Below are 22,870 nucleotides of genomic sequence, written 5' to 3' on the forward strand. Positions count from 1 at the left end.
ATAGGCAAAACAGATTAAAATAGATGGTGCTCACGGGGAGACTTGAACTCCCAAGGCTCTCGCCACTACCACCTCAAGGTAGCGTGTCTACCAATTCCACCACGTGAGCAATTATGTAGATGATTGAATTTTTATCTTGCGATAAAGAGGTAGATTCTATCATGGCTTTGGCGATTCCGCAAGGCTTAATTTCCGCCATCACCCAAAATCTACCTGCTTAAAAGCGCGTGATCAGCAAAAAAACCACACACCATTATTAACGGCGACTACTCAGTAGCTGGAGTCGTGTTTTCTGTTGCTGGCGCTACCGGCGTAGCCATGGATGGTGCTGCTGGAACAGCACTATCCGTCGCATCTGGCGTTGCAGGTACACTGGCACCACTAGCGCCTGGAGCGACCGGAAGCTCATTGTACTGCTCCATCAAGCCAGCATCAGTGCCACCCGAGGATTGCGTCGGTGCCATTGAGGTGCTACCAATATAGGCTAAACCTAAAGTACAAATAAAGAAGATGATGGCAGCCCACTTGGTCATGCGAGAGAAAAAGTTTGAGGCACCGGCAGAACCGAAAATACTACCTGCAGAACCACTACCAAACGCCGAACCCATATCAGCGCCCTTGCCCTGTTGCAACATGACGAGAACAATCACGGCAAAAGCAGCAATTACTTGCACCACAATCAATACTGGAAAAATAAATGACGGCATTAAAAACTCCAACGAAGGAATAAGAGCAATTAGCTCGAAACTTTAAAAATTAAAAACAAATAACACGACATGCAAAACCGCAGCTGGATACTACTTTAAGCCAGCGTTAGCAATCGCTAAAAAATCCTTGGCATCCAGTGATGCACCACCGACTAAGGCACCATTAATATCTGGCATGGCAAATAAACTGGCAGCATTATCCGGCTTTACACTACCACCGTATAAAATAAATAGTTCTGACACCCCAATTGCCTCTAGCAGGGAACGAATATAGGCATGCACTGTCTGCGCCTGCTCGGGTGTCGCTGTCAGTCCTGTACCAATGGCCCAGATCGGCTCATAGGCAATGACCATCTTTGATACCTGCTCAGCACCTAAGGCTAAGATTGGTTTAAGCTGCTCACGGATCACCTCCAAAGCAGCACCATCCTCATGCGCTTTATAGGATTCCCCCACACAGACGACCGGCGTCAAACCACGCTTAAGTGCTTTTTGTGCCTTTTCGGCAACCTGTGCGCTGGTCTCACCGTGCATGGTGCGACGCTCCGAATGACCAACCAACACCCAAGTGGCGCCAAAATCGCATAGCATTTGCGCCGAAACCTCACCTGTATAGGCGCCCTGCGCATGACAACTCACATCCTGCGCGCCCCAGCTAATATCACTGGCGTAGAGCAACTCTCTGGCTTGGGCCAAATAGGGAAACGGCACACAGACACCTAACGCCACAGCGGCAGGTAGCGCCTCCGCCCCCTCTAATAATCGACGCATTAACTCACGGTTTTCTTTAATACTACCGTGCATTTTCCAGTTGCCAAGAATTAATCGACCGCCTCGACCATCCCTAAGGATTTGGGGCGTGGTGGCAAGCGCATTAAGATGATGATCAGTCACAGTCACTATTAATGAATTAGTAATTCAGTATTCCAAGATAACCCGTAATTATAGCTTGAAAATCTATTCGCTGTCCGGAAAAGTGATGATAATTTTACCGATTTGCTCACCCGCATCCATCATTTCATGCGCTTGGCGAATCTCTTGATAATCAAGTACCGCATGCACCACCGGCTTAATCTTCCCTGCCTCAATCAATGGCCAGACCTTTTCTTGCAGCGCACGGGCAATTTTTGCCTTATATTCATCGCTCCGCGGTCTGAGACTAGAGCCAGTGACGGTCAGTCGTTTAAACACAATCCGTGCCGCATCTAGCTCACCCATGCGACCACCCATAATCGCAATCATTGATAAACGACCATCTTCCGCCAAGCAACGGATATTTTTACTAATATAATCACCGGCGACCATATCCAGGATAACATCCACGCCTCGCTTATTTGTCAGTTCAGCAATCACATCAACAAAGTCCTGAGTTTTATAGTTAATGCCCTTATCACAACCCAAGGCTTCAATCGCTTGCACGCGCTCATCTGAACCTGCCGTTGCATACACCGTATGACCCATTGCCTTAGCGATTTGAATCGCTGTCGTACCAATACCGCTGGCGCCCCCATGAACCAGTAAAGTTTCGCCCTCAGCTAAGCCCGCGCGGTCAAAGACATTCACCCACACCGTAAAGTAAGTCTCGGGTAAGCCAGCGGCCTCAACCATGCTTAAGCCCTGCGGAATGGGTAGGCAATGTGCGGCGGGCGTTGCGACATATTCTGCATAACCGCCACCCGGTGTTAAGGCACAGACCGCATCACCGATGTTGAGATTCGTGCCGCTCAGATCACCCTCAACATTCACCCCTGCTACCTCTAAACCAGACAGATCGGAAGCGCCCTTAGGAGGAGGATAGCTACCTTGACGTTGCGCCACATCGGGGCGATTAATACCGGCCGCCTTGACTCGAATTAACACCTCACCAGCCTTGAGTGATGGTTTTTCGCGCTCGCACACGTGCAATACCTCAGGACCACCCGCTCCCTTAATCTCAATCGCTTTCATCATTAGCCACTCCTTCATTGATAAGAAAAGCCTCTTTTGCTTAGTATACAAAAGAGGCTTTTGATTTATTGAATCATTAATTGAAAAAATTTCTTAAGCGATCGCCCCAAGACTTATTTTGCGGCGAATGCTTATCTGCATCTTTTTCCACAGAATCAGCAAACTTCTTGAGTAAGTCTTTTTGCTCATCACTTAGACGCACCGGGGTTTCAACCACCACATGACAATATAAATCGCCCGGGTAACCAGCGCGAACACCCTTAATACCCTTGCCACGTAGGCGGAATACCTTGGAAGTTTGTGTGCCTTCAGGGATTTTAATCTCGCCCTTACCGTTAAGGGTTGGAACGGTTAGCGTACCACCCAGTGCCGCGGTAACAAAAGACAGCGGAACTTCGCAATGCAAATCATCGCCATCACGGGTAAAGATATCATGCGGTTTAATCAATACATCAATGTATAAATCACCCGGAGGGCCGCCATTTTCGCCCGGTTCGCCATTGCCAGCAGAGCGTACACGCATGCCGCTGTCAATACCAGCAGGAATGTCCACGGCCAAGGTTTTATGCTTGCGTACGCGACCCACACCGTCACATGTTTTACAAGGATCCTTAATCTCCTTGCCAGAACCGTGACATTTAGGACACGTCTGCTGCATATGGAAAATGCCTTGACGCACATTCATGGTCCCGCTACCATGACACATACTACATGTGGTCGGCTCAGTACCCTCTTTGGCGCCGCTACCGTGACAGGTCTCACAAATTTCCCAACTCGGTACACGGATCTCGGTCTTATAGCCTGCAGCCGCCTGTTCAAGCGTAATCTCCATGCGATAACGCAAATCCGCACCGCGACTTACCCGCGGACCGCTTTGACGGGCACCACTCTGACCGAAGATATCGCCAAAAATACCGCCAAAAATATCACCCAAGTCATCAAAACCTGCACCACCGCCCATTGCATTCGGATCAACGCCGGCATGACCAAAACGATCGTAGGCTGCCTTCTTTTCCGGGTCGGAAAGCACATCGTAGGCCTCTTTGATCGTTTTAAACTTTTCTTCTGCCGCCTTATCCCCTTGGGTACGATCGGGGTGGTACTTCATGGCGAGTTTACGGAAGGCCTTTTTAATCTCGTCTTCCGTTGCGTTTTTACCGAGGCCTAAGGATTCATAATAATCAGCTTTTGCCATTTGAATTTAACCTTTGTATTTTTACAAACAAAATGCTCCCGCAAGGAAAGAACCGTGCTGGGAGCATTTTCTTAAGCCAAGACTACTTAGTCTTCACGCTTTACTTCTTTGAAGTCAGCGTCGACGACATTCTCGTCCTGTGGCTGAGCATCCGCACCCGCTGCGCCCTGTTGAGCCGCCGCTTGCGCTTGCATATCAGCGTACATCTTTTCGCCAAGCTTTTGAGAAGCAACGCCTAGGGCCTCAGTCTTCGCATCAATGGCAGCCTTATCGTCACCCTTGATCGCTTCTTCCAAGTCCTTGATAGCGCTCTCAATCGCTTCTTTTTCAGAAGCCTCTAGCTTGTCGCCGTACTCCTGTAAAGACTTGCGAGTGCTGTGCACTAAAACGTCTGCCTGGTTACGTGCACTGACTAATTCAGCGGTGCGCTTATCCTCTTCGGCATTGGCCTCCGCGTCTTTAATCATGCGCTCAACTTCCTCATCCGATAAACCGGAGTTGGCCTTAATGGTCACCTGATTTTCCTTACCAGTACCCTTATCCTTCGCTGAAACGTGTAACACACCGTTAGCGTCAATATCAAAGGTTACTTCAATCTGAGGTAAACCACGCGGTGCTGGCGGGATACCCTCTAGGTTAAACTCACCTAAGAGCTTATTACCAGATGCGATCTCACGCTCACCTTGGTACACCTTAATGGTAACCGCAGGCTGGTTATCATCCGCAGTTGAGAAAGTTTGCTGGTGACGCGTTGGGATGGTTGTGTTTTTCTCAATCATCTTAGTCATCACACCGCCCAAGGTTTCAATACCTAAGGATAATGGCGTAACGTCTAATAAAAGAACGTCAGTGCGATCACCCGATAAGACGGAACCCTGTAGGGCTGCACCCTGTGCTACTGCTTCATCTGGATTCACATCCTTACGCGGATCCTTACCAAAGAACTCCTTCACCTTTTCCTGAACGGCTGGCATACGAGTCATACCACCAACCAAGATCACGTCGTCGATTTCAGAGAGCTTAATACCAGCATCCTTAATCGCCACACGGCAAGGCTCAAGCGTACGCTCAACCAAGTCCTCAACTAAAGCCTCTAACTTGGCACGTGTTAAGCGGATATTCAAGTGCTTAGGACCTGAAGCATCAGCCGTCACGTACGGTAAGTTAACGTCAGTTTGAGTGGTTGAAGAAAGCTCAATCTTAGCCTTTTCAGCCGCCTCTTTTAGGCGCTGTAATGCCAATACGTCTTTAGATAAATCAACGCCCTGTTCCTTTTTGAACTCATCGATGATGTACTCAATAATACGCTGGTCAAAGTCCTCACCACCTAGGAAGGTGTCACCGTTAGTCGAAAGTACTTCGAACTGCTTATCACCATCAACGTCGGCAATCTCAATGATTGACACGTCAAAGGTACCACCACCTAAGTCAAACACCGCAATCTTACGATCGCCTGCGTCTACCTTGTCCATACCAAAGGCTAAGGCTGCCGCAGTTGGCTCGTTAATAATACGCTTAACTTCCAGACCCGCAATACGACCAGCGTCCTGAGTGGCTTGGCGCTGACTGTCGTTAAAGTAGGCAGGTACGGTAATCACCGCTTCAGTTACCGGCTCACCCAAGAAAGCTTCGGCCGTTTCCTTCATCTTGCGAAGTACCTCAGCAGACACCTGTGGCGGTGCCATTTTCTTGCCATTGACCTCAACCCAGGCGTCACCATTGTCCGCCTTAACGATTTGGTAAGGGGTGATTTGGATGTCTTTTTGTACCTCGGCATCATCAAAACGACGACCGATTAAACGCTTAATTGCGTAAAGTGTATTTTTAGGATTAGTCACTGCCTGACGCTTGGCCGGTGCACCGACTAAAATCTCACCGTCTTGTAAGTAAGCCACGACGGATGGCATCGTACGACCGCCCTCTGCATTTTCGATAATCTTGATTTGCTTACCGTCTAATAATGAGACGCAGCTGTTGGTAGTACCTAAGTCAATACCAATAATTTTAGACATATGTAATTTTCCTTACGAAAACAATTTAATTTCTGACCTAAACAAGATAGGGTTGAAAATTTGTATTTCAAGAGATTTTTTATAAATTTTTATACCGCAACCACAACGAGCGCCGGACGTACCACGCGCTCGGAGAGGCAATAGCCCTTTTGCAATACTTGCACAATGGTATTGGCCGCATGGTTTGGATCACTGACTGATGAAATGGCCTGATGCACATTAGGATCAAACACATCACCCACGGCAGGCGCCACTTCTTTTAAGCTATTGCGCTCAAAGGCTTGAGTTAATTGACGCAAGGTGGTCTCAGTACCCTCTTTGTAGCTCTCAGTAGATTGCTGCTCATGCGCTAACGCAGCTTCTAAGCTATCACGTACCGGTATCAAGCTCTCAGCAAAGGACTTTAATGAGAACTTACGTGCTTTAGACACCTCTTCCTCACTGCGACGGCGAATATTTTCAACCTCAGCACGGGCTCTTAACAGCTCATCATGTAAGCGTGCGACCTCGCTTTGCAGCTCAGTCACCATCGCGCCTAAATCCTCACTCGCTTCCTCAGTCTCAACGCCCAAGCTCTCCGCCAATTCCTCTTCCGTAATGGGCTCAGCTTGACTTAACTCCTCCTCACTCACGAGGTGCTCAGCCGTTGTTTGAGGCTGCTCTTGCTCTTGGTTCTTATCAGTCATAAAAGCATTCCTGAAATAATATAAATAACAAAAAGCAAAGTCACGACAAGTCGCCCTACTAGGCCCGGCGTCACTTTGCAACCGAATATACTTTGTATATGGTATGACTTAGCCCTTTTTCAAGGTATCAAGTGAATCTTTTTGCGCTAAAGCGCTTAACGCCACCCTTGGAGGTTCGTTTCTACCAACGATTGCAAGGCATGCATCCAGTCGTCCTCGGCATTCAGGCATGGGATATAGCGTAGCGCCTCGCCTCCTTCCTCTTGTTCAAAGATTTCCTTACAGCCCATGGCAATTTCTTCTAGGGTCTCTAAGCAATCCACACTAAACCCAGGGCAAATCACATCAAGTTTTTTGATACCCGCTTGGGCGCATTTTCTAACCGTTTCTTCTGTGCTGGGACCAATCCACTTGGCCTTGCCAAAGCGACTTTGAAAACTCACTGCCAAGGGTACCCCCTGCGCTTGTAAGGCCTCACGCAACAACGCTGCCGTTAAATGGCAATGGTCCCAATAGGGATCGCCCTTATCCACCATGGCCTGCGGCAAACCATGAAAACTCAGTAATAAATGCTCCGCTTTACCATGCTGCGACCAATAATTCTCAATACTGCGCGCTAAGACCTCAATATAGCGGGGGTAGTCGGTGTAATGCTTGATGGCACGAAAATTAACCGGGTCGCGCAAGTTGGCATTGTAACGCCCGAGATAGTCCAAAATGGTACCAGTGGTACTACCTGAAAACTGCGGATACATCGGCACCACCAAGATGTTTTCACAGCCCTGAGCACGCAAGGCATCTAATCTTTCATTCAGCCGTGGCTCACCATAACGCATGGCAAAGTCTACTAACACTGGCGCTTGCTCTGCTTGGCGCGCAGCGGATAAACGCTGCTGCAACTTATCAGCCTGTGCTTTGGTGTGAACATAGAGCGGTGAGCCCTGCGGCATCCAGATTAATTGATAATTCGCTGCCACGGGCTTGGAGCGACGTGGTGTAATCACAAACTTCAATAAGGGTTGCCATAACCATGGTGGCAATTCCACGACCTTCGGATCGGATAAAAACTCATCCAAATAAGCCTTGACCGCAGCGGGTGTGGGCTCCTTAGGGGTGCCCAGATTCACCAGTAACACCCCAATTGGCTTGGTTTGTGCGCTTGCTTGATTCATACCTACTCTCAACAAACTTCAAGCTTAAAATAATCAGCTTAAAAAACTTAATACTAGCGACTGACCGCTTTAGACAATAATTTAGCAGTTACATCAACAATGGTAATAACCCGTTGATATACCATGCGACTTGGACCAATAACGCCCAAGGCCCCGATGATTTTACCATTAAGCTGATAGGGTGCTGCAATCACCGACATATCCCCCATCGGCAGCAATTGCGAATCACCGCCGATAAAGATTTGCACACCTTGGGAACGACTAGACACATCCATCAATTGATAAAGCTCTGTTTTTTCCTCAAAGAGTTGAAATAGCTGGCGTAATCTATCCATATCAGCGGTTAAATCACTGACACCTAACAAACGATGCTCGCCGCGGATATGCACCGACTCTGACTCCTCCTTGGCTTGTACGCTACCCTCAAACGCCGCCCGCATCAGATGGCTAATATCGCTTTGCAATTGATTTAACTCACTACTCAGTGCCGTCAGCACCTCAGCAAAGGATTTGCCCGAAAAATGCTGATTAAAGTAATTGGCCGCATATTGCAGCTCCGAGCTCTGGTACTCTTTATCCACATAGAAAATGCGATTTTGCACATCACCCTCAGGTGTCACAATCACCAACAACACACGCGTCTTTGAGAGCTGTATAAAATCAATGTGCTTCACCACCTGTGAGGGTTGCGGGATCATCACCACACCGGCAAACTTTGTTAATTCAGAGACCATATCAACGGCTGTACTAAAGGCCGTTTTTGGATCCACACCGTCAAAGGCATGCACCAAACTAGCGGCAAGGTCTGTCGCTGCACCCTGAGTCATAAAAGGCTCTTTGGCCACATCCCGACCCGAGTCGATTTTTATTTCACAAAAAAGGTCCTGCAACAACGCCTGACTAAAGTCCTGCTCCAAATTAAAGTCCTGATTAAACTTATCCGCATTCGAGGAAAGTAGATGATCCACAAATAAACGATAGCCCTTAGGCGTAGGCACACGCCCAGCGGAGGTGTGCGGGCTATGAATCAAACCCACACTCTCCAACTCACCCATCACACTGCGAATGGTCGCTGGCGACAAGGAAAATAAAGAAGACAGGGATTTGGAGCCCACAGGGGAGCCCTCTTGTATATATCGTTCAACAATCGCTTGCAATAAAGCGTGTGCGCGCTCATCTAACATGATTAATTCAGAAACGGTGTATTTTTGCTTTGATAATGGGGCGGTTGCACTTATATTAAAGCTTTTGGGTATGATGTAAAATTCATTATATATTTACTAGTTGGGTCTACTTATGCATTTTTCAACGGTGGCTTTATTTGGTCGGTATCAGGACTCGGGTATGGACACCCCCTTACGCAGGATGGCTGAGATTCTCAAGCATGCCGGATTATCCGTCGTCCTTGACAAAGACACGGCCATACACACCGGGGTCAAGGAATATCCTGCTATCGAAGCCTCAGAGATGGGTGGCAAGGTGGATTTAGCGGTGGTGATGGGTGGTGACGGTACGGTACTCGGTGTCGGTCGCAAGCTTTCACCCTACAACATCCCCATTCTTGGCATTAACCACGGTCGTTTGGGATTTATTACCGATATCCCCATGGAAAATGCGACCGAAGCGCTGGAGGCGGTACTTGATGGTAAGTTTTCTAAAGAAAGTCGCAGCCTTCTCAGTGGGGAAGTGATCCGTGATGAGGCAGTGCTAACCAGTGATCTGGCGATTAATGACGTGGTGCTAAATCGCTCCGGCTACGGCGGCATGATCGAAATCGAGGTGCTGTATGACGACGATTTGATGTATAAGCAGCGCGCAGACGGCCTCATTGTATCAACCCCGACCGGCTCAACCGCCTACTCACTCAGCGCCAACGGACCGATTATGCACCCAGCGCTGGAGGCCTTTTTACTGGTACCCGTGGCGCCACAAACACTCTCGGCACGCCCGATTGTGGTACCGGATAACGGTGTCTTAACCCTCACCCTACAGGATATTAGCCGTGGTGGTTACGGTGCAAGTGTACATTTTGATATGCAAACCTGGATTAATTTGCATATAGGCGACAAGGTGGTGGTCAAAAAAGCCCAGCATAAGATGACTTTTTTACATCCCATCGGCTATAGTTTCTTTGGCACCCTACGCCATAAGATGAATTGGAATGTCATGCCTACCAACTAAACGATCATTCTCCTATGCTTAGCTCCCTACATATTCGTGATTTTGTTATCGTCGAAAAAACCGATCTACATTTTGAGGACGGTTTTACTGTGTTTTCCGGTGAGACCGGCGCCGGTAAATCAATTTTAATTGATGCCCTGAGCCTGGCACTGGGTGGTCGCACCGATGTGGGTGTGATTCGCGAGGGCTGTGAGCGCACTGAAATCAGTGCCGTTTTTGATCCCAGTCCGGCCGTTGCCGACTGGCTAAAAGCCAATGGTTTCCGTGATGAGGAGTTGATCTTACGCCGTATTATCACGCAACAAGCCAAGAGCCGTGCCTTTATTAATGATAGCCCTTGCACCTTGTCGCAACTTAAGGCACTAGGTGAGATGCTGGTCGATATTCATGGACAGCATCAGCACCAGAGCCTACTTCAAAACACAGCTCAACGGCAATTACTTGATGCCCATGCACAGCTTGGCGGATTATTAACCTCATTAGCTGAACGTTGGCGTATTTGGCAGGAAAATCAACAAAAATTAGATGATTTTTTAAAGCACGAGCAGCAACGCAAATTAGAGCAAGAGCATTTGCAATGGCAAGTTCAAGAGCTAAGCAATCTTAAGCCTCAAGCCGATGAGTGGGAGCAGATTGACCAATCCTTTAATCGCCTCTCCAATGCCGCTGCGCTATTAGAAGGTGCGGGTGCGGTGGTGGAGCAGCTTGACGGCGAGGAGCAAAGCATTATCACCATGCTTAATCGCTGCCTACAAAAGATCCAGCAGCTTTCAAGCCATGATTCGAGTTTAGCCCCGATCGCTGAAAGCTTAGACGCGGCACGTATTTGCTGTGTAGAGGCCACGCACGATTTAAATCGCTTTTTGGATGAGGTGGAACTCGATCCTCAACGCCTAGAAGAAACCGAGCGCCGTATGCGTCAATTGTTTGATGCCGCCAAAAAGTTTAATAGCCCACCAGAGTCATTGCACCTTGTCTTAAGTGATTTAGAAAGCCGCTTAGCCGAGTTGGAGTTCGGTCTTAACGTCGATGCCTTGCAGGAACTGGTTGCACAAAATAAGCAGGCCTATATGCAGTTAGCCGAGGAGCTATCCGCTGAACGTCAAAAAACGGCCGCCACACTTTCTAAGATGGTGACTGAGGTCATGCAAACGCTTGCGATGCAAGGTGGTCGCTTTGAGGTTGCACTACAACCCGCCGCACCCTCTATTCACGGCATTGATCAAGTGCAGTTTAATGTGGCTGGTCACGCTGGCACCACGCCGCGCCCCTTAAATAAAATCGCCTCTGGGGGTGAGTTAGCACGCATATCCCTTGCCCTCTCGGTCATTGCCAATAAAGCGGGTCAGGTACCTACGCTTATTTTTGATGAGGTGGATACGGGTATTGGTGGCGGTGTCGCTGAAATTGTCGGTCGTTTACTTAGACAATTAGGCAGTGATCATCAGGTACTTTGTGTTACGCATTTGGCTCAAGTCGCCGCTTGTGCACACCATCACTTTGAGGTTAGTAAAGAGGAGCAAGACGGCACCACCCGCTCGAGCATCAAGCCACTCAACGAGCAGCAGCGTATACATGAAGTCGCCAGGATGCTGGGCGGCCTCAATATCTCCGAGACCACATTAAAACATGCCGCAGAGATGCTTAAGCACTAAGCCTTTAGCAAAAAATAAACCCCTGATAGCTGAGCAAATCTGCAAACGCTATCAGGGGCGATGATTTGTAAGCTGCTAAGTCACGCCATTAGCGAATTTTCTTTGCACATTGACTGCAAATACCGTAAAGCACTAAGGCATGGCTCTCTAAGACAAAATCATACTTTTGAGCGATGATATGTTGACGCTCCTCAATGGCCTCATCAACAAACTCAACCACTGTCTTGCAAACGGAACAAACCAAATGGTCATGATGACTACCATCATCAATTTCATAGACCGCACGACCATTATCAAACTGATGCTTAGTTAAAATACCCGCTTCTTCAAACTGCGTTAGCACACGATATACCGTGGCTAAACCGATCTCAGTATTTTCATTAAGCAATATACGGTATACATCCTCTGCACTTAAATGACCGGCATCAGGACGTTGGAAAATTTCTAAAATCTTTAAGCGAGGATAGGTCGCTTTTAAACCCATGCTTTGTAAGGCCTGTGATTCACTCATGTATACCCCCAAAATTAACAGTCATCACTCTGTCGATCATAATGCAATTAAAAAATAAGACGACAGTAAAGCGCTTAAAAAATGAATAAATACGATTAGTAAACTTGCAACGCCCCATTTTAACACAATGAAACTCGAATCTATAGATAAAAGCTATCAGCTAAAAACGATCTAATCAGAATTTTCTATAAATAAACGCTATGAGCTAAGCGCCACTTAGCTAAATAAAAATCTATTTGCGCTATCCCTAGAGTAATTTGTGATTTAGTGCTTATGCTAGAATTAAACGTTAATATACATGGTCAGCGATAATCTTTTTTTCAGCTTAAATTATTTTACAGAGTATGCTTATGAATCAAGTTGCCAATAACAAGGTCTCACCATCAGGCGTAGCGATCAAATCGGGTAGCGCCGGTATTGCAAAGCTGATAGCCGTTGCAGCCCTCGTGACCTTAGTCGGCTGCTCATCGGGCAAGTGGGGCTTCCCCTATCGAGCACCGACACAACAGGGTAACTGGGTAACTGCGGAGCAGGTATCCTATTTACGCCAGGGCTTTACTAAAGACCAAGTTCTATATGCACTCGGTACGCCTACTCTGGTGGACATCTTCCACCCTAATCGTTGGGACTACCCATATCACTATAAGCCGGGTTATGGTAAGCCAGTACATCGCAACCTTTCTTTATGGTTCGATGAAAATGACTTATTAGAGCGCTGGGCGCATGATCCCCTACCTGAAGGTCAGCCAGCCGATTTTGAGACACAGCGCTCAAGTATTTCTGCCACACCTGAGAACCCCGAGTTTGATGCTAGCGCAGCAGCCACAGAGGATGGTTTTCAAACGACGCCGCTAGCAGAGTAGATTTGATTAATTTATTGTTATAGGATTTTTTATGCGTATTGCAGTTGCCGGTGCCAATGGTCGGATGGGTCGCATGCTCGTTGAAGCAGTTATTAATCATCCTGAGTTAAGCCTTGCTGCCGCACTTTGTCTGCCGGGCGCTGATGAAGAGGGGCGCGATGCGGCGGACTTTCTTGGTATGAAGTCTGGCGTAACCATCAGTAGCGATTTATCCGTGCTCGCACATGCTGATTGTCTCATTGATTTTACTCGACCAGAGGGTACACTTAATCACCTTACAGCATGTCAAAGCCATGGGGTTAAGATGGTCATCGGCACCACGGGCTTTAGCGCCGAGCAATTAGCTACGCTGGAAGCGGCCGCAAGCGAGATTGCTATTCTTTTTTCACCCAATATGAGTATTGGCGTCAATGCGCTTTATTTACTTTTAGAAAAAGCAGCGCAACTTTTCAATGACGACTACGATGTTGAAGTCTTTGAAGCTCACCACCGCAACAAGGTCGATGCCCCCTCAGGTACAGCCCTTAAAATGGCTGAGGTGGTGGCGCAAGCCAAGGGGCGTGATCTAGATAAGATTGCCGATTGGGCACGTCACGGCGTGACGGGCGTACGTGAAAAAGGCCGGATTGGCTTTAGCGTATTTCGCGGGGGCGATGTGATTGGTGACCATACGGTAAGCTTTGCAGGTCCAGGCGAGCGGATTGAGCTCACACACAAGGCAACTAACCGCACCATCTATGCCTCTGGCAGTATACAAGCTGCCCTCTTCCTTAGGGACAAGAATAAGGGCTTCTACAGTATGCGCGACCTGATGGTCTAGCTAGACCACAAAGGTAGGCTCAGGCTCCAAGTGGACGTTAAATTTATCCCACACGTCCGCTTTTATTTTATCCGCTAATTGCGCAATATCCTCAGCCGTGGCGCCGCCACCATTGACGAGCACCAAGGCCTGTCGCTGATGTACCGCCGCACGCCCCAAGGCTCTACCCTTCCAAGCGCATTGATCAATTAACCAACCAGCCGCTAATTTATAACGACCATCAGCCTGTTCATAAGATGGCATCGTGGGGTATTGCGCCTTTAAGTCATGATGGCATTGAGCATCAACGATAGGGTTTTTAAAAAAACTACCTGCATTACCGATTTCTGCTGGATCGGGCAATTTAAAGCGACGTACAGCACAAACCTGATTAAACACCTGCGCAGCGGTGATCCTATCAAGGCAGGCATTATCCACTTCATCTAAGAGCGGCTTTAAATCAGGGTAATTTAATTGTGCCTGCCATGGACGCGGTAATTTAAAGGTCACAGAAACAATTAATAAACCACGTCCACCCTGCTTAAAATAACTATCCCTGTAGCTAAAACAACACTGCGCATTACTTAAGGTAGCAAACTGCTTTATTGCAAAATCAAAGACCTCAACCTCGTAACAAAAATCCTTAAGCTCCCTACCATAGGCTCCAATATTTTGTACCGGGGCTGCACCCACCGTGCCCGGTATCAGGGCAAGATTTTCTAAACCATGCCAACCCTGATCCAAGCAGTACTGTACAAAATCATGCCAAAGCTCACCGGCAGCCGCTTTAATTAAAAAATAATCTGCTTCTTCTGCAAGTAACTCAATCCCTTTTAGTTGGTTATGCACAACAAAACAATCTATTTGTGGCGCTAAAACAACATTACTACCACCACCTAAAATAAAAACTTGCGCTAATAAAGCCTGCTCATGCAGATACTCAGCAAGTGGCAATAACTGTTTTTTTTCTTTTAAATCAATATATTGCTTTGCTTTAGATGACAAAGCAAAGGTATTAAAACGGCTTAAATCCTGCTGAGAGGTGATAGATGAGGCAATTGATGTAGATAACATTTTTTTGACATGACTAATTTCTTAATGCTAAGATTATATCTTAGCTTGATTGATGACTTAGCTTTTTCAAAAGCACCTGACTAATTCAAAGTCGCTTCGATGATGTTTTAGGCTTTTTGTAGTAATCAAGTCACAAAAAAAGTTTTTAAGTAAATTTTTTACAACAAACTAAAAAAACTGTTGACAAGCTTAAAAACACCATATATAATTTTAATCTTTACTAATCACTGATTAGCAAAACGATTAAAACAAATGCGGGAATAGCTCAGTTGGTAGAGCGCAACCTTGCCAAGGTTGAGGTCGCGAGTTCGAGACTCGTTTCCCGCTCCAGATTTAAAAACCCGGTCACTTGACCGGGTTTTTGCTTTTCTGCCTACGCCTGATCATTGCTTTGTGGTATTGGCATTTTACCTCCCTGCCCTGCTCATCACACTAAGCATCACATCCTCATGACCACGAGTGACAATGGATAAGTTCCAAGACGCTTATAAAAAATGCAAAAAAAAGATATAATGCCTATCTATAAAGGCATTCTTGACTCTTAAAGAGGATACTTTATAATTAACCTGGTTCGGCCTTGATAGCCGAGCTCCTGCTTTTTACCCGTATGTCATGTTATGACTCGAGGCACTTATCATGAAAAGAAGAAGTTTTTTACTGACACCGCCTGCCTTGGCGTTAGGCTCCCTTGTTTTACCTAATAAAGCCATTGCGGCTCCCTTAGCCATTCACAGCAACTCGACCCTATTAGCACGCCGTGGCAAGGGTCCACGCATCGTAATTTGCGGTGGTGGCTGGGGTGGTTTGACCGCGGCACGCTATCTAAAGCAGAAACTACCTGAAGCTGATGTGATTCTCTTAGAGAAAAACCCGACCTTCTGGTCCGGTCCCATGAGCAACAAGTGGCTAATTGATGTGGTTAATACTGATTTTGTTAATCACGATATGATTGGCGTCGCCAATAAATACGATTACACACTTATCAATGTTGAGGTGACTGGTTTTGAACGCGACAAGAAAATTGTCCGCACAGCCAGAGGCGCCATTGATTACGACTACCTAATTTTAGCTGGTGGTATTCGCAATAATTACGAAGCTTGGTTCGGCGAAGACAGAGAGGCTGCCGAATTTACCCGCAAACACTTCCCTAACGCCTACATCCCCAACCAGGAGATGTTGACGCTGAAGGAAAAGGTCAAAAACTTTAAAGGTGGCACCATTGTCATGACCTTACCGCCACCACCACACCGCTGCCCACCATCGCCCTACGAGCGTGCCTGCTTAATGGCGTGGTACTTTAAAAAGCATAATATCCCCGCCAAGATTATTATCTTAGATCCTAAGCCAGTGATCGCACCGATTACCGAGGGCTACAAAATGGCTTTCGAAGAGCTTTATCCGGATATTATCCAGCACGTGCCGAATGCCGTGGTTAAAGAAGTGGATCCATATAATAAGAAAATCGTCACCGCCGCCGGTGAATTTAGCTTTGATGATGCGGTATTAATGCCGCCACATCAGGCCTCTGATATGGTTTGGTACGCTGATTTAATCGTTAAAGACAAAGACGGTAAACTCGGTGATTGGGCCGATACGCATCCACGCTTATTTACCGCAAATAGCGATGAGGACGTCTATGTGATTGGAGACTCCGTCGGCTTTATCTCTGATCAATTCGGCTACTATCCTAAGAGCGGTCACGTAGCAAATGCGCTGGCCAAGATTGTGGCACAAAACATCTATGAACGCGTTAAAGGTCAAGAGGTCGTACCGGTACTACCCGACAACCTCTGCTATATGCTGGTTAATGCGGAGCCACGTGAAGCAATTGCCGTTATCTTCGAGTATGAATTAGATGCTAGCGGCAAGGTGATTCAAACTCAAATCGATATGGATGTCAGAACCCCTGACTTTGTAGAAGAAGACTTTAAGTGGATTAAAAGCAAGTTCGACGATTTCTTATAAGTCCAACTTTTTCTACGCCATCTTATAAGTTGCACTGCCCTTCTTTACTACTAGGGCTGTGCACTTACTCACCCAGACAAGTATCAAGGTTTTTTATTCATGGCCAGAAAACACGAAAGACGTGAGTTTTTACGCATACTATCAATGACGGCCTTGGGCACCGCGCTTTATAGCGGCGGGATTATCTCAGGTTTAAGCTTATTAACACGAACTGCCCAGGCTCAAAGCGGCTCGGCACCTGCCCCTGTCGCTCAAGAGGAGGCGTTGCAAGGTGCCTCGATGGCTGAGGTGCAAGCATTAATTGACAACTTTGTCGGCGACAAAAAAGTGATCGACGAGGGTTTACGTATGATCATGGACCCTCTAGCGAGCAACCCCTCCAGTATCCCGATAAAAGCCGTGTTAGATGAGGAGATGAGTGAAAGCAATTATTGTGAAGAGCTGATCTTTATTACCGAGGGTAACCCGATTCCACTTGCTTGTCGTTTTAAATTTACACCACTCGCAGGCACCACGGAAGTGAGCTTCAGAACACGCCTGATTGATGCGCAATATATCCGTGCTTTAGCACGCATGAATGACGGTCGTATACTGAGCGCCAGACGTTATGTGACGGTCGTTGCCGGTGCCTGCGGCATGTAACTTAGGAGAGCCTGATGATAGAACAAAAGCCACGAATTTGGCTCAGTAATGCCACGCCCGCCGAGGGGGAAATGGTGCGTGTACGGGCAGTCATTGTGCACCGCATGGAAACGGGCCTGAGGCTAAATAGCGAGGGCAAAGCCATTCCGCGCAATATTGTTAATAAGTTTACGGCCACCTTTAATGGTGAATTATTATTGGAATGGGCGCCGGAAACAGCGATTGCACAAAACCCCTTCCTTGAATTTACCTTTGTTGCCAAAAATTCCGGCAAACTCTTCATGCGCTGGGAAGATGATGAGCAGCAGATAATCACCAGCGAAACTGACATTACGCTTAGTTGATTTATTCCTTAAAGGTTTATCTATGAAATTCTCCTCCCTCAAGCTCGTCGCCTTTTTGCTAACGACGGTGGCTGGACTCAGTCTAGCCCATGCTCAAGACCACGCTGCAACGCCACTCTTTGATGCCACCGCTTTGGCTCATAGTTGTTTAAACTGCCATCATGCCAATGGCACGCAAGCCTCGGCTGAGCGCATGGCGATCCCTAATATTTTTAATCATTCTGCTGAAACAAACTACCAGTTATTGGTGGCTTTTCAACAAGAAACGCTTCCACCTAACACCACCATTATGAATCGGTTAATAGGTGCTTTTAATGAAGATGAACTAAAAGCAATTGCTGAGGCAGTTGCTAAGATGAAGGTGGCACAGTAATGATGAGCAAAAAAATTAATTTATCTCGCCGTCAATGGCTTAGTCAAGTAGCCCAGTTTAGTGCGGCCGGTGCGGCGATTAGCGCTTTTCCAGCCATTGCCGCTAATGCCTCTGCTCATGTGGTTATTGTCGGCGGCGGTTTTGGTGGCGCAACTGCCGCACGCTATGTGAAGCGCTTTAATCCAAGCATTAAAGTCACCTTAATCGAGCCTTCCAAAACCTTCTACACCTGCCCTTTCAGCAATTTGGTCTTAGGCGGACTTAGAAGTATGGAACAAATTGCGCATAGTTACGATCAGTTAAAGGCCTTTGACATTGACGTGATTCATGATTATGTGACTGCAATTGATGCGGATAAAAAGACCGTAAGGCTCCAGAGCGACAATGACATTTCCTATGATCGCTTGCTATTATCCCCTGGGATTGATTTCCGTTGGAATGCGCTTGAAGGCTATGATGAAGCTGCCGCCGAACGAGCGCCACATGCTTGGAAAGCGGGTGCACAAACGGTACTTTTAAAAAAGCAGTTAGAGGCGATGCCGGACGATGGAAACTTCGTCATGGTAGTACCAGAAGCCCCTTTCCGCTGCCCGCCGGGCCCGTACGAAAGAGCCAGTATGGTGGCCCATTATTTAAAACACCATAAACCCAAGACCAAATTAATTATCCTCGACGCACAGGAAAACTTCTCCAAACAGGCTTTGTTTGAACAGGGTTGGAATACATTTTATGCTGATATTATTGAGCGCATACCCCTATCCTTAGGTGGTAAAGTGACTCGCATTGATGCTAAGGCGCTAGTGGCTGAAACTGAGTTTGGTGACGTGATTAAGGCCGATGTGTTAAATGTGATTCCACCACAACAAGCCGGCTTAATCGCTCAACAAGCAGGCGTAACTAATGAGAGCCTGTGGGCACCGATTAATCCTAATACCTTTGAATCTACCTTAATACCAGGGATTTATGTGGTGGGTGACGCAACCATTGCCGCACCAATGCCTAAATCAGGCTTTTCTGCCAATACACAAGCTAAAGTGGCCGCTGCTGCTATTGTGGCAGATCTGGCTGGCAAGGAAGCGACGCAAGCTCACTATGCGAATACCTGCTACAGTTTAATCGCACCGGATTACGGGATTTCTGTGGCTGGTGCCTATACAGCGCTTGACGGTAAAATGGTTGAGCGTTCGGGTGGTGTTAGCCCGATGGATGGTGATGCTGACTTTAGAAAGCGTGAAGCCGACTACGGCGCGAATTGGTATGAAGCGATTTGCTATGATATCTGGGGCACGAAATTCGCCTAGACTGTACGCCATTTAGATCACTCTTTCCGATGGCGAGCTGGGAAAGTATTAAGCCTTATTTAGAATAATCTAAATAAGGCTTAGTGTCATTTGTGGGGCGACTGTTCACATGGACTTTGAGCCGCCGAAGATGGAGACTAACGGAACCAGCCTGCAGCCTTTAATCGCGCCGCCTGTTGACGATTCAAATCAGCCGCTGCCTGTTCTGCATAAGCGCGCTCACCACGTTCATAACGGGGTGGAGCCTTACGGCAACTACTTGGTGATAATAGACAACGGTTATCTGCTTTAGGCGCAGCGCTGCCACCATAGGTGGGTGTCTGCCTGCCACCACAAGCTGCTAAACTTACCAAGCTACCTACTAAGACAAACCTAGCCACTGTGCTGAAAAACTTCACCGCTTCTCTCCGACATTAAAATCACTGATTGATTTTACTACAACTATTTTTTCTTGCAATGGCCTTATAGCTGAGAGTTTATTCTCGCAAAAACGATTTTAAGCTTGCATTATTTACTAGTTGTGCTATCATTTACTGCTTAGGTTGGCGCGATAGCAAAGTGGTTATGCAGTGGATTGCAAATCCATCTAGAGCGGTTCGATTCCGCTTCGCGCCTCCAAGCCCTATTTAAGCCCTTGTAAGACTTTGATTTTACAAGGGCTTTTTGCTTTCTGGGCAACTTGATGGGCGTAAAGGGCATTATCACTATAGAACTGCCCCAAGCTCCTAACTTGTAACTAACTTTGCATTATGTTCCTATCTTTGTTACACTCAATCGTGTTATTCATCAACACAACGATAGAGGCATGAATTTTTTAAAAAACTCAAGTATCAACCCTCCCGTCTTTTTTACCGCTGCTATTCTCATATTAATTATCGTAGCATCGGCAATCTTTCAGCCTGAATTCACTCAAAGCGTCTTCAATAACACTCAAGCTTGGATTCTAGAACACGTTAGTTGGTTCTATATCCTAGCAGTTGCGATTATCTTAATCACTACGGTCTTAGTAGCCATTAGTCGTTTTGGCGATATTAAACTAGGTCCCGATCATGCGACACCTGAATATAAGGATTTTGCTTGGTTTGCGATGCTCTTCTCTACGGGGATGGGTATTGGCCTGATGTTCTTTGGTGTGGCTGAGCCGGTTATGCATTTTTTAAGTCCGCCGATTGGTGAAGGCGGCACAGTCGATGCTGCACGTAATGCGATGAACATTACCTACTTCCATTGAGGTCTTCACGCATGGTCGATTTATGCCATTGTCGGTCTCGTTTTGGCTTTCTTCTGCTATCGTCACGAACTGCCACTTAAATTGAGCTCGGCCTTATACCCGATGATAGGTGATAAGATTTATGGTCCTATCGGTAAGGCGGTCGACATTTTTGCTGTACTTGGTACAGTTTTCGGTATTGCCACTACCTTAGGTTTTGGGGTCTCTCAAATTAATAGTGGTCTGAATTACCTCTTTAATATGCCCGTAGGCACCCAGGTGCAGATTGTGCTCATCGTTGTTGCCTGTGGTTTAGCAACCATCTCAGTAGCGAGTGGCCTAGACCGAGGGATTAAGTTTCTCTCGGAAGCTAATCTTATCCTAGCCGCTTTATTACTACTATTTGTTCTGATCTTAGGTCCTACCGTTCTTATTTTCAAAACCTTTGTGGAAAATACCGGTATTTACCTAGCTGACCTTGTTCCCACAACCTTTAAGTTATACGCCTATGAGCCGACTGATTGGATCGGTGGTTGGACGTTATTCTACTGGGGTTGGTGGATTTCATGGTCGCCTTTCGTCGGCCTATTTATTGCCCGTATTTCACGTGGTCGCACAATCCGTCAGTTTGTTATGGGTGTGTTACTGGTGCCGTCGGGCTTTACCTTATTCTGGATGACTACTTTTGGTGATACGAGTATTTTCTACATTCTCGCGGAAGGTATGACTGACTTTGGAGAGATTGTTCAAAATGATGTGACGCAAGCTCTCTTTGTCTTCCTAGAATATATGCCGCTCAGCACTATTACCTCAGTGGTAGCCTTGCTGATGGTAATTATCTTCTTCGTCACTTCTGCTGACTCTGGTGCACTTGTACTAGACCTTTTATCATCTAAGGATAATGCACCATCTCCTGTATGGCAGCGTATTTTCTGGTCAAGCTTAACTGGCGTTGTGGCGATTGCTTTATTACTAGCCGATGGCTTACAAGCATTACAAACAGCGACTATTGCAAGTGCATTGCCATTCTCCGTTATTTTGCTACTGGCAATTTATGGCTTAATCAAGGCCTTAAGAACAGAAGCGACGAAGCGTCGTATTCGCTTTGAAACCATTGCTCGTGGGCAGCATATGCCACAAGATCAAGATTGGCAAAAGCGCTTACGTAATATGGTCGTGCTGCCTGAGCAATCACATGTGGTTCGCTTTATTAACTTACAGGTTGCGCCTGCGATGAAGTCAGTGACTGAGGAATTAGCTAGCTTAGGCTTTGAAACTGAGGTCAGACAAGATCTTTCTGAGGCCGGCGACTCTGAAGGCTGGACTCTAGAGGTTAAGCACCATGGTGAGTACCAAAACTTCGTCTACAGCGTACGTCCTATTGCGGAGAACCGTCCGAACTTAACCACCAGTGAGTCTAAGCGCACAGATAAGACGATTTATTATCGTGCGGAAGTCTACCTCAAAGAAGGTGGTCAAGACTATGACATCATGGGCTGGAGCGAAGAAAGCATTATCGCTGATATCCTCGACCAGTACGAACGTCATCGCCACTTTATTCATATGGTGTACGATAACGAAGAAGTACCGACTGAGGAAGTTCCCAACACTTAGTCCTAGACACTGAGTAATTAATAGGCTGAAGCTAACCACTTCAGCCTATTTTTTTGTCCAACGAGTACGATAATAATCTCGTGGGAAGAGGCGCTGCATTAGGTAATCCCCCTATGTCACACTAGTTGTCCGATCATTTAATTTTTACTTTTAACCCATTTAGGGTGGCGGATAGGAGCTTATAATGGCAGTTCATAGTCCTGAGTTTAAAGAACAACTCATCCGAAAATCATTGCCTCCTCATAATCAACGTATGGCAGACTTGAGCCATGAAAGTGGTCTTCATGTGAATACCTTGTACAAGTGGAAAAGGCAGTTAATTGCACAAGGAGTTATCGTGTCCACGAAGAAAACGCACACCGGTAAGTGGTCCAGTAAAGCCAAGTTGACTGCACTCATGCAGACAGCCGCCATGAATGAAATTGAACGCTCTGCTTATTGTCGCGAGCACGGTTTGTATCCGGAGCAGCTAGCTGCTTGGCAAGCCGCCTTTGAGGAAATAGACTTAGACGAGGTGCCAGTCAGCAAAGCAACCTTGGCTGCAGAGCGCCGCAAGACACAGCAATTGGAACGCGAACTACGACGTAAGGAGAAGGCCTTGGCTGAAACAGCCGCCTTA

21 protein-coding genes, 3 tRNA genes and 1 pseudogene are annotated in these 22,870 nt (G+C 46.9%); 13 read left to right on the forward strand and 12 right to left on the reverse strand.

All coding sequences use genetic code 11. The annotated features are described in order from the left end of the window. Positions 1 to 24: 24 nt before the first annotated feature. The 9 genes from HMPREF3179_RS06405 to HMPREF3179_RS06445 form a co-directional block, all read right to left on the reverse strand. Positions 25 to 109, reverse strand: a tRNA-Leu gene (locus HMPREF3179_RS06405). A 157-nt stretch (positions 110 to 266) separates the two neighbouring features. Next, complete coding sequence (gene secG, locus HMPREF3179_RS06410) at positions 267 to 707, reverse strand: preprotein translocase subunit SecG (RefSeq protein WP_036558623.1); 441 nt, start codon at positions 705 to 707, stop codon at positions 267 to 269. Between the two features lie 90 nt (positions 708 to 797). Continuing rightward, positions 798 to 1,559 (reverse strand): triose-phosphate isomerase, encoded by a 762-nt coding sequence (tpiA, locus tag HMPREF3179_RS06415; RefSeq protein ID WP_256388369.1) that lies wholly within the window; start codon positions 1,557 to 1,559, stop codon positions 798 to 800. A gap of 105 nt (positions 1,560 to 1,664) precedes the next feature. After that, a complete protein-coding gene (locus HMPREF3179_RS06420; RefSeq protein ID WP_070470210.1) occupies positions 1,665 to 2,654 on the reverse strand; it encodes an NAD(P)H-quinone oxidoreductase in 990 nt (329 codons plus the stop codon). 76 nt (positions 2,655 to 2,730) lie between these two features. Further along, entirely contained in the window at positions 2,731 to 3,849 is a 1,119-nt protein-coding gene (dnaJ, locus tag HMPREF3179_RS06425) for a molecular chaperone DnaJ (protein ID WP_018025717.1), read from the reverse strand. Positions 3,850 to 3,935: 86 nt separating this feature from the next. Continuing rightward, the gene (dnaK, locus tag HMPREF3179_RS06430; protein WP_018025716.1) at positions 3,936 to 5,861 is read right to left on the reverse strand and encodes a molecular chaperone DnaK; all 1,926 of its coding nucleotides are present in this window, start codon (positions 5,859 to 5,861) and stop codon (positions 3,936 to 3,938) included. An 89-nt stretch (positions 5,862 to 5,950) separates the two neighbouring features. Next, on the reverse strand, positions 5,951 to 6,547 hold the full coding sequence (grpE, locus tag HMPREF3179_RS06435; RefSeq protein ID WP_018025715.1) for a nucleotide exchange factor GrpE: 597 nt from the start codon (positions 6,545 to 6,547) through the stop codon (positions 5,951 to 5,953). 155 nt (positions 6,548 to 6,702) lie between these two features. Then, positions 6,703 to 7,719, reverse strand: coding sequence for a ferrochelatase (hemH, locus tag HMPREF3179_RS06440; protein ID WP_070470157.1), 1,017 nt, complete (start codon positions 7,717 to 7,719; stop codon positions 6,703 to 6,705). A gap of 53 nt (positions 7,720 to 7,772) precedes the next feature. Then, positions 7,773 to 8,903 (reverse strand): HrcA family transcriptional regulator, encoded by a 1,131-nt coding sequence (locus tag HMPREF3179_RS06445; protein WP_070470160.1) that lies wholly within the window; start codon positions 8,901 to 8,903, stop codon positions 7,773 to 7,775. A gap of 112 nt (positions 8,904 to 9,015) precedes the next feature. Between HMPREF3179_RS06445 and HMPREF3179_RS06450 the strand changes: the two genes are divergently transcribed. Then, positions 9,016 to 9,900 carry an NAD kinase gene (locus tag HMPREF3179_RS06450; RefSeq protein ID WP_070470163.1) on the forward strand — a complete coding sequence of 295 codons (885 nt, stop codon included), beginning with the start codon at positions 9,016 to 9,018 and terminating at the stop codon, positions 9,898 to 9,900. Between the two features lie 14 nt (positions 9,901 to 9,914). Further along, on the forward strand, positions 9,915 to 11,555 hold the full coding sequence (gene recN, locus HMPREF3179_RS06455) for a DNA repair protein RecN (protein ID WP_018025711.1): 1,641 nt from the start codon (positions 9,915 to 9,917) through the stop codon (positions 11,553 to 11,555). An 88-nt stretch (positions 11,556 to 11,643) separates the two neighbouring features. On the opposite strand, the gene fur is transcribed toward recN, so the two are convergent. Next, positions 11,644 to 12,066 (reverse strand): ferric iron uptake transcriptional regulator, encoded by a 423-nt coding sequence (gene fur, locus HMPREF3179_RS06460; RefSeq protein WP_018025710.1) that lies wholly within the window; start codon positions 12,064 to 12,066, stop codon positions 11,644 to 11,646. 350 nt (positions 12,067 to 12,416) lie between these two features. Here fur and HMPREF3179_RS06465 point away from each other — a divergent pair, with 350 nt between their 5' ends. Continuing rightward, positions 12,417 to 12,929: an outer membrane protein assembly factor BamE gene (locus tag HMPREF3179_RS06465; RefSeq protein ID WP_018025709.1), complete on the forward strand. Its 513-nt coding sequence runs from the start codon at positions 12,417 to 12,419 to the stop codon at positions 12,927 to 12,929. 31 nt (positions 12,930 to 12,960) lie between these two features. Beyond that, on the forward strand, positions 12,961 to 13,749 hold the full coding sequence (gene dapB, locus HMPREF3179_RS06470; RefSeq protein ID WP_018025708.1) for a 4-hydroxy-tetrahydrodipicolinate reductase: 789 nt from the start codon (positions 12,961 to 12,963) through the stop codon (positions 13,747 to 13,749). Here dapB and murB read toward each other — a convergent pair whose 3' ends face one another. Then, on the reverse strand, positions 13,750 to 14,802 hold the full coding sequence (murB, locus tag HMPREF3179_RS06475; RefSeq protein WP_070470166.1) for a UDP-N-acetylmuramate dehydrogenase: 1,053 nt from the start codon (positions 14,800 to 14,802) through the stop codon (positions 13,750 to 13,752). A 254-nt stretch (positions 14,803 to 15,056) separates the two neighbouring features. Here murB and HMPREF3179_RS06480 point away from each other — a divergent pair. The 6 genes from HMPREF3179_RS06480 to HMPREF3179_RS06505 all read left to right on the forward strand — a co-directional run bounded on the left by HMPREF3179_RS06480 (position 15,057) and on the right by HMPREF3179_RS06505 (position 19,427). Beyond that, positions 15,057 to 15,132: transfer RNA gene (locus HMPREF3179_RS06480), tRNA-Gly, on the forward strand. Between the two features lie 306 nt (positions 15,133 to 15,438). Further along, a complete protein-coding gene (locus HMPREF3179_RS06485; RefSeq protein ID WP_018025706.1) occupies positions 15,439 to 16,767 on the forward strand; it encodes an FAD-dependent oxidoreductase in 1,329 nt (442 codons plus the stop codon). A 99-nt stretch (positions 16,768 to 16,866) separates the two neighbouring features. Next, a complete protein-coding gene (locus HMPREF3179_RS06490) occupies positions 16,867 to 17,409 on the forward strand; it encodes a thiosulfate oxidation carrier protein SoxY (RefSeq protein WP_053087536.1) in 543 nt (180 codons plus the stop codon). 14 nt (positions 17,410 to 17,423) lie between these two features. Next, positions 17,424 to 17,753, forward strand: coding sequence for a thiosulfate oxidation carrier complex protein SoxZ (gene soxZ / locus HMPREF3179_RS06495; RefSeq protein ID WP_083290708.1), 330 nt, complete (start codon positions 17,424 to 17,426; stop codon positions 17,751 to 17,753). Positions 17,754 to 17,775: 22 nt separating this feature from the next. Further along, positions 17,776 to 18,126 (forward strand): c-type cytochrome, encoded by a 351-nt coding sequence (locus HMPREF3179_RS06500; protein WP_018025703.1) that lies wholly within the window; start codon positions 17,776 to 17,778, stop codon positions 18,124 to 18,126. Further along, positions 18,126 to 19,427 carry an NAD(P)/FAD-dependent oxidoreductase gene (locus tag HMPREF3179_RS06505; protein WP_018025702.1) on the forward strand — a complete coding sequence of 434 codons (1,302 nt, stop codon included), beginning with the start codon at positions 18,126 to 18,128 and terminating at the stop codon, positions 19,425 to 19,427. Before HMPREF3179_RS06500 ends, HMPREF3179_RS06505 begins: the two co-directional genes overlap by 1 nt. Before the next feature lie 137 nt (positions 19,428 to 19,564). On the opposite strand, the gene HMPREF3179_RS06510 is transcribed toward HMPREF3179_RS06505, so the two are convergent. Continuing rightward, a complete protein-coding gene (locus HMPREF3179_RS06510) occupies positions 19,565 to 19,825 on the reverse strand; it encodes a hypothetical protein (protein WP_070470169.1) in 261 nt (86 codons plus the stop codon). A gap of 146 nt (positions 19,826 to 19,971) precedes the next feature. Here HMPREF3179_RS06510 and HMPREF3179_RS06515 point away from each other — a divergent pair. The 3 genes and pseudogenes from HMPREF3179_RS06515 to HMPREF3179_RS12275 all read left to right on the forward strand — a co-directional run. Then, positions 19,972 to 20,045 (forward strand) — tRNA-Cys (locus HMPREF3179_RS06515). Positions 20,046 to 20,232: 187 nt separating this feature from the next. Further along, positions 20,233 to 22,251: pseudogene (locus HMPREF3179_RS06520) on the forward strand (BCCT family transporter). Positions 22,252 to 22,435: 184 nt separating this feature from the next. Beyond that, on the forward strand, positions 22,436 to 22,870 hold a 435-nt coding region (locus tag HMPREF3179_RS12275), incomplete at its 3' end, for a transposase (RefSeq protein WP_168160361.1).

Source organism: Oligella sp. HMSC09E12, from assembly GCF_001808505.1.
In the GTDB taxonomy this organism is placed as follows: domain Bacteria; phylum Pseudomonadota; class Gammaproteobacteria; order Burkholderiales; family Burkholderiaceae_B; genus Oligella; species Oligella urethralis.